Below are 12,288 nucleotides of genomic sequence, written 5' to 3' on the forward strand. Positions count from 1 at the left end.
TTCTCTCCAATAAATTAAGCATATTACAAATAACAAAAAGACTACTCCCTTTTTATCAGGAAGTAGTCTTGTCTTTACTAACTATTTAGAATTAAACAACCTTCAACATCCTTCCAACCATTTACATACCACTGAAACAGCTTTAATAACTGGTGGACACCCTAACAAATTAAAGGTGTATAATTTGTGCTTTATATAGAAAGAAATATTTTATAAAAAAGAAGTAAGCAAACTCATCACCGTATCCTTCGTTGTCTATCATTCATTTCTATCAGGAATCTCTTTTTTCCATTCGGATAGAATATTATATATTTCGGGACTTTTGATTTCATACATATCTCTAACAAATCCTGAACCACACATATCTAATATGCAAATTGATTCGTACTCTCTCTCTTTATTATTATTTAATGAAGGAATTCCGGAAGCGCCCCAAGATAAATCCATAAAAGGATTATTCTTCACTCCTGCTATATTAATGAGTTCCTCGTCATTTCTGGAAAAATGAATCATTAATATCCTTTCTAATAAAAAAACAATGTCCGTGACTAAGTTCTCATCATTAATCCACTCAATTGGACAAGTTAAATTCTCACCCTCATTTGAGTAATCAAGCCAAAGTTGAGCAAAATGAACTTTTTTTAATTTGGAATCATATTTCGGATCATTCAATTTTTGCGTTGCAAGATGACCCTTTTTAAACCTGTTGCCCCTTAATGTTTGACCAATATAAACAATTTTTTGTTTCTCATCTTCTCCTACTGTTATAAAATATATTGGTAACAATCTTTTTTTTTGCAAAGACTGTATCATATAGCTTATTTCCTGAAATTGCAGCTTCCACAACTGACTTGAAAACAGAATTAACTAAAGAATAACTTTCTACTTTGAAACAGTGTGCCTCATGAACTTCTATACTTCCCCATATTTCAATAATTATAGATTCTAAATTAAAGTTTTTGGTTACTGACTCTTTCGGATAAAATTCATTTTCAATATGGTCTCTTAAGTAATGTCTCGGGTCACTATGTAAATTTGTATACTTATTTTTATAATCTTTTAGGTTATTAAAATATTCATTCATAAATTTGTTGTCCTCCTTATTCCAAGCGCTTCTATTCCGTAAGTACTCCTAAAGTTTAAGCTATGATCGCCAAATTACTCCCCCTATAGTGAAGGTATTATCAAATAAATGCCCCTATGTGCTATTTCTCGTAATCTATTACCAAGATTTAATCCAGTTATCAATAATTCAATAGTCTACCATCTATTATATATCCTTAAATTTGATGCAAAAAAAGGATTATGAAACAAAATTTGTACACAATCCTTTACTCACTGGCTATGAAGTTTACTGAAAGCAAAAAGCACCTATTAAGGTGCTTTACAATTGAGATATTAAAGTGATAACAATTGTAAGTAATCCTACCAAAAGATAGCAGTATGATGCGAAATTCTTCGCAGCTATAATACTCTGTCATTCAAGATTCTTTATTAGCGTAATGTCTGATTTTTTTACTACGTTAATTGCAAATTCTTTACTTTTCGGTTCCATTCCTTTAATCCCTAACCAATGAGAAATATAATTCTTTCGGCACAACCAATTAATTATACTCTCGGAATTGTCATTTTTCTTTCTAACTACAGATACAGTTGCTTTGAACCCCCTGTTTTTAGCGATTTGTTCTAATTCTCCTAAAATGTAAGTCCCCAAACCTAATTCTTGATGGTTCTTATGAATTGCTACTGAAATCTCAAAATCATTATTTTCCATAGTGATCCAACCATAACCCAAAACATTTTGATCCATATCAATTAGCTTCCACCATTCTTCTTCAAGAGGACTCCCAATTTCAGGATTCTTCAAATTAAAGGGCCCTTCTTCAACTATAGTTTTTTTATTATCATCCCACATGGGGTTCTCATCTTTTATTAATTTCATAGTTTCATCTCCGTTTTTAAGAATGCAATAAATTTCAGATTTCATCTTGATGTAATTAGGAACTAAATCAAGATTTATTTCTTTTTGCTCGAATTAATATACTTTTCGATATACCTGTCATAATTTCTACTTCTTTGTAAGAAAGATAATTCAATAAACTAAATGCATGTGTTATTTAACGGTGTATTTCTTTGGGAAGATAATGATCATTAATAATGATATTACACCACATTCCTTAAGACAAATCCAAAACTCAATACCCATGGAAGCTGGAGCTGGTATGAAAGAGCTTCAGGAGCGTTTAGGACACTCAGATATTAATACCACAATGAATATCTACGCTAACATGACTAATGAACATAGAAAAAAAGACCTCCCAAAAGTTTAGTAAACTCAAGGAAGGCCTTTCATAATTTAAAGTCTTATATTGAATGTGAGCATTTCGCTACTCTCATTCCTGAAACCCCTTATTGAACTGGTTTTTTCTATTAATTACATCATCCCGCCCATATCCGGCATTGCTGGAGCTGGGTTGTTTTCAGGAATGTCTGCTACTACTGCTTCAGTAGTCAAGAACAATGCTGCAACGGATGCTGCGTTTTGAAGTGCGGAGCGTGTCACCTTAGTAGGGTCAACGATACCTGCATCGATCATGTTTACCCATGTGCCGTCAGCTGCGTTGAAGCCGACACCGATTTCTTCGCGTTTTAGGCGGTCTACAACGATGGATCCTTCAAGGCCAGCGTTATTCGCGATTTGGCGAAGTGGCTCTTCAAGGGCACGTAGAACGATGCGTACACCTGTAGCTTCGTCGCCTTCAACTGTTTCAGCAACTGCTTCAACTTTGTTGTAGACGTTGACAAGTGCAGTACCACCACCGGATACGATACCTTCTTCAACTGCCGCACGAGTAGCGTTCAATGCGTCTTCGATGCGAAGTTTACGTTCTTTCAATTCTGTTTCAGTTGCAGCACCAACTTTGATGACTGCTACGCCGCCAGCCAATTTCGCAAGGCGTTCTTGTAGTTTTTCTTTGTCGAACTCGGAAGTTGTTTCTTCCAGTTGCGCACGGATTTGGTTCACGCGGCCAGCGATCTTGTCGGAGTCGCCATTGCCTTCAACGATTGTTGTGTTGTCTTTCGAAACAACGACTTTCGCTGCGCGGCCCAATTGTGTGATGTTCGCAGATTTAAGGTCAAGACCAAGGTCTTCAGTAATGACTTCACCACCAGTTAGGATAGCGATGTCTTCAAGCATTGCTTTACGGCGATCACCGAAGCCAGGAGCTTTAACAGCTACTGCGTTGAATGTACCACGTAGTTTGTTGACGACAAGTGTAGCCAACGCTTCACCTTCAACATCTTCAGCCACAAGCAATAATGGTTTTCCTTGTTGTACTACTTGCTCAAGAACAGGAAGGATTTCTTGGATGCTTGCAATCTTCTTGTCAGTGATCAAGATGAATGGGTTATCCAAAACAGCCTCCATCTTATCAGAGTCCGTTACCATGTATGGAGAAGCATATCCGCGGTCGAATTGCATTCCTTCTACAACGTCAAGTTCAGTCGTGAAGCCTTTGGATTCTTCAATTGTGATAACGCCGTCGTTGCCAACGCGTTCCATTGCTTCAGCGATCAAAGATCCAACTTCATCGTCACCGGAAGAAATAGATGCTACTTGAGCGATTTCTTCTTTGCCTTTGATTTCATTGGAGATTTCACGTAAGCCTTCAACTGCAGATGCAACTGCTTTTTCGATTCCTTTACGGATACCGACAGGGTTAGCCCCAGCTGTTACGTTTTTCAAACCTTCACGGATGATTGCTTGCGCAAGAACCGTTGCAGTAGTTGTACCGTCACCTGCGATATCATTTGTTTTGGAAGCAACTTCTGCTACCAATTTTGCACCCATGTTTTCGAATGCGTCTTCTAATTCAATTTCTTTCGCAATTGTTACACCGTCATTTGTAATAAGTGGTGAACCGAATTTTTTCTCAAGAACGACGTTACGTCCTTTTGGTCCAAGCGTTACTTTAACAGTGTCCGCTAATTTATCTACTCCACGAAGCATTAAGCCACGTGCGTCTTGGTTAAATTTAATTTCTTTTGCCATTCGTAATCCTCCTCCTAATTTCCTTATTGAGTATTAGCCTACAATGGCCAAGATGTCGCTTTCGCGAAGAATTAAATATTCATTTCCTTCATACTTCACTTCTGTACCGGCATATTTCGAGAAGATAATCTTATCGCCTTCTTTGACTTCCAATTCAACACGTTGGCCATTTTCCAAAGTGCGGCCAGTTCCCACAGCAACTACTTTACCTTCCTGTGGTTTTTCTTTTGCGGAATCTGGAAGTACAATGCCGCTCGAAGTTTTTTCTTCAGCTTCGATTAATTCGATAACGATTCGATCGCCTAGTGGTTTCAACAAGTGAAACACCCTCCTCTGAAAAAAGTTGTTTTTCAATTTATTAGCACTCTCCAACAAAGAGTGCTAACACACTTATAATAATAATTAAAGTGGTTTTCTTTTGCAAGTTTGAACTACTAAAATTGCCCAAGTTTTCGTTTCCTTTGCGATGCAGGTCTAAACCCTCTAAAATCGTAAGTATACTTCTTTGGGGGTCTGATTGTGAAAAGTAAAAGAACAGCGCTTTACATCCTCATTACATATATCGTAATGCAGTTATCAGGATTGCTTTTTGCTCCACTTCTCTTTGCCTTTTTTACATCTTCCGGTATGGATCAGTCTAAAGCTGAGTTACTCGCATCTGGTTGGTGGATCTTTGTTAGCATGTTAGCTGCAGTCATCATTGTGGCAATTTTTGGATGGAAGGATAAAAAATTCTTTGATGTATTCAAAGGAGTTAAATCGCCGACTTGGCTTGTGATCGTGTGGGGGATTGTAGGATTTTTCTTGGTGTTGTTCGGACAGATGCTCGCCGGTATGATCGAGCAGCAAATGTTCGGAATTGACCCTGGCTCACAGAATACCATGAATCTGATAGAAATTGCCAAAGTTGCGCCTGTTGCCATATTCGCAATCGCGTTCTTTGCGCCTATCTTAGAGGAACTCATATTCAGACGTGTCATTTTCGCTTCCCTCATGAAAAAGACAAACTTTTTCGTTTCGGCTGCTGTAAGTGCTATTGTCTTTGCCATTATCCACATAGATTTCTCTCACATATTACTGTATGCTGTCTCCGGGTTTATATTCGCCTTTCTTTACCATCGTACAAAAAGGCTGCTTACCTCCATTATTGCCCATATGCTATTGAACGGATTCGTTGTCTTGATTAATCTTAACCAAGATAAGATCCAACAATTCATTGAATACATGGAGCAACTCCAAAAAACGGGCATGTAAAAAAACAAGAATCTGTAAAATCCAGATTCTTGTTTTTTCATTCTTCTATTTTCCCATCATTCTTAATGAAATAAATGAGGGTTTGCAATTCTACTGACAGGTCTATTGTATGTACGCGTACGTCATCACGAACTGAAATTCGGACAGGCGTAAAATTCATGATTCCTTTAATACCCAGCTCCGCAAGACGATCAGCCATCTCTTGTGCAGACCGAGATGGGACGGTTAGAATAGCAATTTCCACATCGTAATTAGGGAGTAATTCTTCCATTCGGTCCGGATGGAAAACTGGGATGCCGCTAATGATTTCACCATCTATCGGGGCATGGTTGTCGAACGCTACGACAATCTTCGTATTGTGGTTTTTATGGAAATTGTACTTTAAAAAGGCACTTCCTAAGTTTCCCGCTCCGACGAGGGCCACATTTGTTTCAACATCCTGATCCAACGTTTCACGGAAAAAACGGAGCAAGTATGGAACGTCATATCCGTATCCCTTACGTCCAAGTGCGCCAAAGTATGAAAAATCCCTTCTAATAGTGGCGGAATCGATTTTCATCGCTTCACTCAGTTCCTTCGATGATACCCGCTCTTTTCCGGCATTAGCAAAGTGTTGAAGAAAGCGGTAATAGAGAGACAATCTCTTAGTCGTAGCCTGCGGAATTTTCATGTGTTCATCTTTCACGTTAAGCCCTCCGCTCCGTTAAATCGTTTCCATCTTACATCTTTCGCCCTATTCTGTAAAGGGCAGGCCGTTGCCAGTAATAGCCGTATCCAGTAAACTGAAAGGGTAGAATTGAGGTGTTTTTCATGATTGTCCTTCAAGTCAATCAATTATATAAATCATTTGCCGCGGAAGAGATTTTAAGCAATATCAAGCTGGAAGTACAGCACCGCGATCGTGTGGGATTGGTCGGTCGCAACGGGGCAGGCAAATCGACATTACTGAAAATCATTGCGGGCGTGATGTCCTATGATAGCGGAGAGCTGATCATCCCTAAAGGAATCAGAATCGGGTACATGGCACAGCAAACAACCATTGAATCCGACCTGACAATTTGGGCGGAGATGATGGATATCTTTGCACCTCTCCGTCAATTGGAGAACAATTTACGAGGTTTAGAGGCACAGATGGCTGATCCCGCTATATACAATGACCAGGAAGCTTATGAAAAAGTGATGCACGAATATGATCAGCTGCAACATGATTTCAAAGATCGCGGAGGCTATCAATACGAGTCAGATACCCGCTCCGTCCTTCACGGCATGAAATTCTTTCCAGAAGATTATGAGAAACCGATTAGGCTATTATCCGGCGGACAGAAAACTCGCCTTGCTTTGGCAAAGCTATTATTGATGAAGCCGGAACTCCTCATACTCGATGAACCGACAAACCATTTGGATATTGAAACACTCAGCTGGCTCGAGAAGTATTTACAAGGTTATGAAGGGGCATTGCTCATCGTTTCCCATGACCGATACTTCCTCGACCAAGTCGTCAATATTGTCTATGAAGTTTCGCGTCATAAAGTAAAACGATTTAAAGGAAACTATAGTTCCTATTTAGATGAAAAGGCCATAACGTATGAACGTGATTTAAAACTCTTCGAAAAGCAACAAGGTGAAAAGGCGAAATTAGAGGATTTTGTCCAGCGTAATATTGCGCGGGCTTCCACTACGAAAATGGCGCAAAGCAGACGTAAAGTGTTGGAGCGGACGGAATGGATGGAGGCTCCGGATGGAAGCGAAAAATCCGCGAATTTTTCTTTCGCAATTGAACGTCAAAGCGGGAAAGACGTCCTGTCTGTGAATGACGTGGCCGTTGGCTATAAAGACAAGAAAGTATCGGATCACATCGACTTCCGTGTTTACAGGGAAGACCGTATTGCGATCGTTGGGCCAAATGGAATTGGCAAATCGACGCTATTAAAAACAATGATCGGCGACCTTTCACCGTTGGAAGGAACCATTGCAAAAGGGACCAATGTCCAGTTCGGGTACTACGACCAGGAACAGGCGAAGTTGTCCTCAAACCGCACAGTGCTCCAAGAGCTTTGGGATGAGTGGCCTCAAATGAATGAAAAAGATATCCGGAACGTTCTCGGACGTTTCCTCTTCTCCGGTGAGGATGTGCTAAAACCGATTACGTCGTTATCGGGTGGTGAAAAGGCACGGGTCGCATTAGCCAAGCTCATGCTCCTGAAAGCCAATACACTCATTTTGGATGAGCCGACGAACCATTTGGATCTCGACAGTAAAGAAGTATTGGAAAACTCACTGATTGATTATCCCGGAACCATCATATTTGTTTCTCATGACCGGTACTTCATTAATCGGATTGCGACTAAAGTGATTGAGCTCTCTTCGGATGGATCATTCGAATATTTGGGTGACTATGACTATTACTTGGAGAAAAAAGAGGAATTGGAGGAGCTATCGCAAGAATTGAATGCCGCTCAGACGGTTCAAGCTGTCCCTTCGAAAGAAACAACTTCCCAAATCGATAAGGAAGCGAAGAAAAAGGAACGACAAATTAGAAGGAATTTGGAGTCATTGGAAGCGAAATTAACTGATCTTGATGAAAGCATTCAAAGAGTAGAAGAACAACTGAGTGATCCCGCAATATTCAAGGATCATGAGAAACTTTTAGAAATTCAAAGCTCCTTGGATCAATTGAAGTCGGAACAGGAAGCTTCAATGAATGAATGGTTGGAGCTCCAAGAAGAATTAGAACAGCTAATATAATGAATACACCCGGCTAATTGCCGGGTTTTTTCTTGTCTATTTCGGGTATAAGTGTACAAAACCCTTTAATTTCCAAGAGGTACTTTCACATTGTTCTAAAGAGATAGCGAGATGACCATATATATTGGTCAACCCCTTTTTTTCGACAACTTCATTTCCACAAATTTATTCACATTATTATTGTACATTTATCAACCTATCAACAGACTTATCCACATTATCCACAGATTTTATCTTTATTGTCCACAATCCGCTCGTGGATAATTTCGTACAATATATTGTTTTATCCCAAGTTATAAACAAGTTATCCACCGAATGTGCATAAGTACAAACGTTCTCTATTGACGAATAAAAAAAACCGGTACTCATACCGGTCTCTTTACTTAACTTTTATTCTCCTAAATCTACATTATGATAGACTTGCTGAACGTCTTCTAAGTCCTCAATTGCATCAACCATTTTTTCAAATAAAGCTTGATCAGCTTCTGAAAGTTGTACTTCTGTTTGAGGAAGCATGGTCAATTCTGCAACAGTGAATTCTTCAATTCCAGCATTACGGAATGCTTCTTGGATATTATGGAATTGATCTGGTTCAGCATAAACAATTACTGCTCCATCCTCTTCTTCCACATCACGAATGTCTACATCCGCTTCCAATAGAATTTCAAGTGCTTCATCTGCAGATTTTCCTTCAAAGCCGATGACTGCTGTCGCATCAAACATATATGAAACAGAACCACTGACACCCATATTCCCGCCATTCTTGCCGAATGCTGCACGAACATCAGATGCTGTTCGGTTTACGTTATTCGTCAATGCATCAACAATCACCATGGAGCCGCTCGGCCCGAAGCCTTCGTAACGAAGCTCAGAATAGTTCTCATCTAAGCCGCCTTTTGCTTTTTCAATCGCCTTTTCAATAATATGCTTTGGTACGCTATACGTTTTTGCACGTTCTAACACAACTTTGAGGGCACGGTTCGATTCCGGATCAGGTTCGCCCTGTTTAGCTGCTACATAAATCTCACGTCCGAATTTCGCATAGATCCGGCTCGTGTTTGCATCTTTGGAGGCTTTCTTTTCTTTAATGTTATTCCATTTACGACCCATATGATTCCACTCTCTTTCAAACTATTTAACCATTTAAAGGATAAATACATTTTTTTACTTTAAAATTATACTACAAGTCCTACTCGGTTGCTATGCCTTTCGACCATGAAGTGAGCGGCATGCCAGGACGGCCGTTCATAGCTAAATTCCCTCTTACCCCGGCAGTAAACATAGAGTCGCCCACTGCCGCAATCATAGCTGCATTGTCGGTACATAAAGACAATGGCGGAACATAAAATGGAATCCCTTCATCGGCAAATGCTTGTTCCAAAGATGCACGAAGTCCTTTATTGGCTGCAACACCACCCGCTGCAATTACTTGTTTCACGTTATATTCCCGTGCTGCACGTAGTGCTTTTGTTGTCAGCACTTCGACTACACTATTCTGGAAACCTGCTGCTACATGGGCTGGGTTTACCGTTTCCCCACGTTGTTCAGCGTTGTGCATATAATTGATCACTGCGGACTTCAAACCACTGAAGCTGAAATCATAAGAATCGTCTTCAAGCCATGCCCGAGGAAATACGATTTCTCCATCGCTTTCATGTGCAAGACGATCGATATGGGGCCCTCCTGGATATGGCAAGTTAAGTACACGTGCTACCTTGTCATACGCTTCACCTGCAGCATCATCCCTTGTCTCCCCGATGAGCTCGAATTCCCCATGCTCTTTCATCAAGACAATTTCCGTATGCCCACCTGAAACGATCACCGCAAGAAGCGGAAACTCCATCGGCTGGATTAATTGGTTTGCATACACATGTCCAGCAATATGATGCACGCCGATCATCGGGAGACCGTTAGCAAACGCAAAGGCTTTAGCGGCATTCACCCCGATTAATAGAGCCCCAACTAAACCAGGTCCTTCGGTAACGGCTACTGCGTCTAATTGGGATGGCTCCATATTCGCTTGTTTTAAAGCCTCTTCTATCACGATAGTGATTTGCTCCACGTGATGTCTTGAGGCAATTTCAGGCACTACTCCTCCGAACCGCTTATGGCTTTCAATTTGAGATGCCACTACATTAGATACGATGGTGTTCCCGTTTTTCACAATCGAAGCAGCAGTTTCATCACAGCTTGTTTCAATTCCTAATATAAACCGATCTTCATTCATTTAAATTCACCCACATTACTAAAGCATCCTCGAAGTTATCCGTATAATAGCTCTTACGAATTCCACCTTCTGCGAAGCCTAATTTTCTGTACAAATTTTGTGCAATTGTATTGGAAACACGGACCTCAAGAGTCATATGTACCACTCCGATCTCCTTGGAAAGTCGGATCGCCTCTCTCATTAAGCCTTCCCCGATTCCAAAGCCGCGCATACGGTTAGTAACAGCAACATTTGTGATGTGGCATTCATCTATAATTACCCACATTCCACAGTAGCCGACAATCCCCTTTTCATCATGTTCAGCTATGACATACAGAGCGTTTTGATTTTCAGCCATTTCATAAGCAAACGATTCCTTGGTCCATGGTAGTGTGAATGACTCCACTTCGATTGCATGCACTGCCTCAACGTCATCCGAGGTCATTTTTCTATAGGTGATGCCGTTATGCATTCGAATTGCCCGCTTTCTGCTGATCCTTTAGCCAATTTGCTTCCGCTTCAGCAATCCTTCGGTATTGAGGAACAAAGTGATGGATATTTTCGCCTTCTCCATTGTATTCCTGCGCAGCCAAATAAATTAAAGAAGTTGCACGTGGCAAGTCTTCTGTTAGAGTACCTCTAACCGCAAGTGTCCCTAATCGTTGCTCAATCTTTTCCCAATGAATCGCAACATCAGTGCCAAGAAATAATACCGGGTCATTAGCTTCCAGCAACCGAGTTAATAAATCATCCAATGCATAGTGTCCATCTTTGACTTCTTCCTGAAGAGACCCTTCTACAGCTCGGTAAGCACCGGAGTAAACATTGCCTCGTCTTGCATCCATAATCGGGCAGATGACTCCATTAAAACGCAGTGCGTTGGCCGCGATGGATTGGATACTTGAAACACCGACCAATGGTTTTTGGAGCGTCCAAGCCAATGTTTTGGCTATTGTTACACCAATGCGAATCCCAGTGTAAGAGCCTGGTCCTTCCGCTACAGCAATCGCGTCAATTTCTTTAGGCTTCAATCCCGCCTTCCTGAAGACCTCTTCCACAGTGGGCATAGTAGCGATTGAGTGGTTTAACTTTAAATTAGTTGTTTCCTCCACTAATATACGGTTGTCTTGTACAATCGCGACAGATAGTGGATAGTTGGATGTATCAATTCCTAACCAAATCATACGTATATCTCCTTACAAAGCTTTTCATATCGTTCTCCGAATGGACGAAACACAAACTTTCTTTCCGTATCCGATAACCGTTCTATCCGGATGTCCAATCGTTCTTCCGGTAAGTCATCCTCTATAAGATGCGCCCATTCAATAATGGTAACGGATTCTCCATAAAACAGTTCGTCCCAACCTAAATCCTCTTCCTGATCAGCTAATCGGTAAACGTCCATATGGTTAAGAGGAATTCGACCGTCCTCATATTGTTTAAGAATCGTGAATGTCGGACTATTGACTGTCCGCTGAATGCCAAGACCCTTGGCCAACCCTTTTGTAAAGGTTGTCTTCCCTGCGCCTAAATCGCCTTCTAAGGTAAGCACGTCCCCCGGCTGAAGTAGGTCGGCAATCGTTTGGGCCAATCTTTCAGTTTCCTCTAAAGAGGATATTAGTAGTTCCTTCATAAAGTGTTAGGTTCCTTTCACGTTCAAGTTCTTATATATAGTGTACTTTACCGGATTCAAAATTCAAATGGTGAAGGCTTTACACTGAGCCACGTCTTCGCTACATGTCCCCCTAATTTCTGGATAAATAAAAATAAACACAGCCAAGTCGCTGTGTTTCAGAAATTTTAAATTAAAATGGCGGTCCCGACCGGGATCGAACCGGCGATCTCCTGCGTGACAGGCAGGCATGTTAACCGCTACACCACGGGACCGTATAGTTTCTATTAAGAGATTAATAGAAATAAAGATGGTTCGCCCAGCGACGTCCTACTCTCGCAGGGGGAATCCCCCAACTACCATCGGCGCTGAAGAGCTTAACTTCCGTGTTCGGTATGGGAACGGGTGTGACCTCTT

Annotated in this window: 15 protein-coding genes, 1 tRNA gene and 1 rRNA gene; 3 read left to right on the plus strand and 14 right to left on the minus strand. The window is 40.9% G+C overall.

The features are described from left to right. Nucleotides 1-258: 258 nt before the first annotated feature. The 4 genes from ACFOZY_RS04280 to ACFOZY_RS04295 form a co-directional block, all read right to left on the minus strand. Nucleotides 259-813, minus strand: coding sequence for a hypothetical protein (locus ACFOZY_RS04280; RefSeq protein ID WP_378152636.1), 555 nt, complete (start codon nt 811-813; stop codon nt 259-261). Continuing rightward, complete coding sequence (locus tag ACFOZY_RS04285) at nt 749-1,084, minus strand: hypothetical protein (RefSeq protein WP_378152638.1); 336 nt, start codon at nt 1,082-1,084, stop codon at nt 749-751. Before ACFOZY_RS04285 ends, ACFOZY_RS04280 begins: the two co-directional genes overlap by 65 nt. Before the next feature lie 393 nt (nt 1,085-1,477). Next, nucleotides 1,478-1,942 (minus strand): GNAT family N-acetyltransferase, encoded by a 465-nt coding sequence (locus ACFOZY_RS04290; protein WP_378152640.1) that lies wholly within the window; start codon nt 1,940-1,942, stop codon nt 1,478-1,480. A 67-nt stretch (nt 1,943-2,009) separates the two neighbouring features. Next, a complete protein-coding gene (locus ACFOZY_RS04295) occupies nt 2,010-2,117 on the minus strand; it encodes a hypothetical protein (RefSeq protein WP_378152669.1) in 108 nt (35 codons plus the stop codon). Nucleotides 2,118-2,144: 27 nt separating this feature from the next. On the opposite strand from ACFOZY_RS04295, the gene ACFOZY_RS04300 reads away from it, so the two are divergent. Continuing rightward, nucleotides 2,145-2,330 (plus strand): tyrosine-type recombinase/integrase, encoded by a 186-nt coding sequence (locus tag ACFOZY_RS04300; protein WP_378152643.1) that lies wholly within the window; start codon nt 2,145-2,147, stop codon nt 2,328-2,330. A gap of 104 nt (nt 2,331-2,434) precedes the next feature. Here ACFOZY_RS04300 and groL read toward each other — a convergent pair whose 3' ends face one another. Beyond that, the gene (groL, locus tag ACFOZY_RS04305) at nt 2,435-4,054 is read right to left on the minus strand and encodes a chaperonin GroEL (RefSeq protein ID WP_378152645.1); all 1,620 of its coding nucleotides are present in this window, start codon (nt 4,052-4,054) and stop codon (nt 2,435-2,437) included. 33 nt (nt 4,055-4,087) lie between these two features. Next, on the minus strand, nt 4,088-4,372 hold the full coding sequence (gene groES / locus ACFOZY_RS04310) for a co-chaperone GroES (protein ID WP_378152647.1): 285 nt from the start codon (nt 4,370-4,372) through the stop codon (nt 4,088-4,090). 201 nt (nt 4,373-4,573) lie between these two features. On the opposite strand from groES, the gene ACFOZY_RS04315 reads away from it, so the two are divergent. Then, nucleotides 4,574-5,308 (plus strand): CPBP family intramembrane glutamic endopeptidase, encoded by a 735-nt coding sequence (locus ACFOZY_RS04315; protein ID WP_378152649.1) that lies wholly within the window; start codon nt 4,574-4,576, stop codon nt 5,306-5,308. A 37-nt stretch (nt 5,309-5,345) separates the two neighbouring features. Here ACFOZY_RS04315 and ACFOZY_RS04320 read toward each other — a convergent pair whose 3' ends face one another. Continuing rightward, a complete protein-coding gene (locus tag ACFOZY_RS04320; protein WP_378152651.1) occupies nt 5,346-5,978 on the minus strand; it encodes a redox-sensing transcriptional repressor Rex in 633 nt (210 codons plus the stop codon). A gap of 140 nt (nt 5,979-6,118) precedes the next feature. Between ACFOZY_RS04320 and ACFOZY_RS04325 the strand changes: the two genes are divergently transcribed. Continuing rightward, entirely contained in the window at nt 6,119-8,053 is a 1,935-nt protein-coding gene (locus tag ACFOZY_RS04325; protein ID WP_378152653.1) for an ABC-F family ATP-binding cassette domain-containing protein, read from the plus strand. A 390-nt stretch (nt 8,054-8,443) separates the two neighbouring features. On the opposite strand, the gene ACFOZY_RS04330 is transcribed toward ACFOZY_RS04325, so the two are convergent. The 7 genes from ACFOZY_RS04330 to rrf form a co-directional block, all read right to left on the minus strand. Continuing rightward, on the minus strand, nt 8,444-9,163 hold the full coding sequence (locus ACFOZY_RS04330) for a YebC/PmpR family DNA-binding transcriptional regulator (RefSeq protein WP_378152655.1): 720 nt from the start codon (nt 9,161-9,163) through the stop codon (nt 8,444-8,446). A 79-nt stretch (nt 9,164-9,242) separates the two neighbouring features. Continuing rightward, nucleotides 9,243-10,280 carry a tRNA (adenosine(37)-N6)-threonylcarbamoyltransferase complex transferase subunit TsaD gene (gene tsaD, locus ACFOZY_RS04335; protein WP_378152657.1) on the minus strand — a complete coding sequence of 346 codons (1,038 nt, stop codon included), beginning with the start codon at nt 10,278-10,280 and terminating at the stop codon, nt 9,243-9,245. Next, on the minus strand, nt 10,273-10,731 hold the full coding sequence (rimI, locus tag ACFOZY_RS04340) for a ribosomal protein S18-alanine N-acetyltransferase (RefSeq protein ID WP_378152659.1): 459 nt from the start codon (nt 10,729-10,731) through the stop codon (nt 10,273-10,275). Before rimI ends, tsaD begins: the two co-directional genes overlap by 8 nt. Further along, the gene (gene tsaB, locus ACFOZY_RS04345; RefSeq protein ID WP_378152661.1) at nt 10,724-11,443 is read right to left on the minus strand and encodes a tRNA (adenosine(37)-N6)-threonylcarbamoyltransferase complex dimerization subunit type 1 TsaB; all 720 of its coding nucleotides are present in this window, start codon (nt 11,441-11,443) and stop codon (nt 10,724-10,726) included. Before tsaB ends, rimI begins: the two co-directional genes overlap by 8 nt. Continuing rightward, nucleotides 11,440-11,892, minus strand: a complete 453-nt coding sequence (tsaE, locus tag ACFOZY_RS04350) for a tRNA (adenosine(37)-N6)-threonylcarbamoyltransferase complex ATPase subunit type 1 TsaE (protein ID WP_378152663.1) — start codon at nt 11,890-11,892, stop codon at nt 11,440-11,442. The genes tsaB and tsaE overlap by 4 nt, the downstream gene beginning before the upstream one ends. Nucleotides 11,893-12,070: 178 nt before the next feature. After that, nucleotides 12,071-12,146, minus strand: a tRNA-Asp gene (locus ACFOZY_RS04355). 42 nt (nt 12,147-12,188) lie between these two features. Next, nucleotides 12,189-12,288, minus strand: a 5S ribosomal RNA gene (gene rrf, locus ACFOZY_RS04360); the annotation flags it as partial.

This window comes from Chungangia koreensis (assembly GCF_042651785.1).
Taxonomy (GTDB): Bacteria; Bacillota; Bacilli; order Bacillales_A; family Planococcaceae; genus Chungangia; species Chungangia koreensis.

What these genes read in the sequence shown, in the direction of transcription:
- ACFOZY_RS04280 (WP_378152636.1), bottom strand. Translation starts at nt 813, where the DNA reads ATGATACAGTCTTTGCAAAAAAAAAGATTGTTACCAATATATTTTATA.
- ACFOZY_RS04285 (WP_378152638.1), bottom strand. Translation starts at nt 1,084, where the DNA reads ATGAATGAATATTTTAATAACCTAAAAGATTATAAAAATAAGTATACA.
- ACFOZY_RS04290 (WP_378152640.1), bottom strand. Translation starts at nt 1,942, where the DNA reads ATGAAATTAATAAAAGATGAGAACCCCATGTGGGATGATAATAAAAAA.
- ACFOZY_RS04300 (WP_378152643.1), top strand. Translation starts at nt 2,145, where the DNA reads ATGATCATTAATAATGATATTACACCACATTCCTTAAGACAAATCCAA.
- groL (WP_378152645.1), bottom strand. Translation starts at nt 4,054, where the DNA reads ATGGCAAAAGAAATTAAATTTAACCAAGACGCACGTGGCTTAATGCTT.
- ACFOZY_RS04320 (WP_378152651.1), bottom strand. Translation starts at nt 5,978, where the DNA reads ATGAAAATTCCGCAGGCTACGACTAAGAGATTGTCTCTCTATTACCGC.
- ACFOZY_RS04325 (WP_378152653.1), top strand. Translation starts at nt 6,119, where the DNA reads ATGATTGTCCTTCAAGTCAATCAATTATATAAATCATTTGCCGCGGAA.
- ACFOZY_RS04330 (WP_378152655.1), bottom strand. Translation starts at nt 9,163, where the DNA reads ATGGGTCGTAAATGGAATAACATTAAAGAAAAGAAAGCCTCCAAAGAT.
- tsaD (WP_378152657.1), bottom strand. Translation starts at nt 10,280, where the DNA reads ATGAATGAAGATCGGTTTATATTAGGAATTGAAACAAGCTGTGATGAA.
- rimI (WP_378152659.1), bottom strand. Translation starts at nt 10,731, where the DNA reads ATGCATAACGGCATCACCTATAGAAAAATGACCTCGGATGACGTTGAG.
- tsaB (WP_378152661.1), bottom strand. Translation starts at nt 11,443, where the DNA reads ATGATTTGGTTAGGAATTGATACATCCAACTATCCACTATCTGTCGCG.
- tsaE (WP_378152663.1), bottom strand. Translation starts at nt 11,892, where the DNA reads ATGAAGGAACTACTAATATCCTCTTTAGAGGAAACTGAAAGATTGGCC.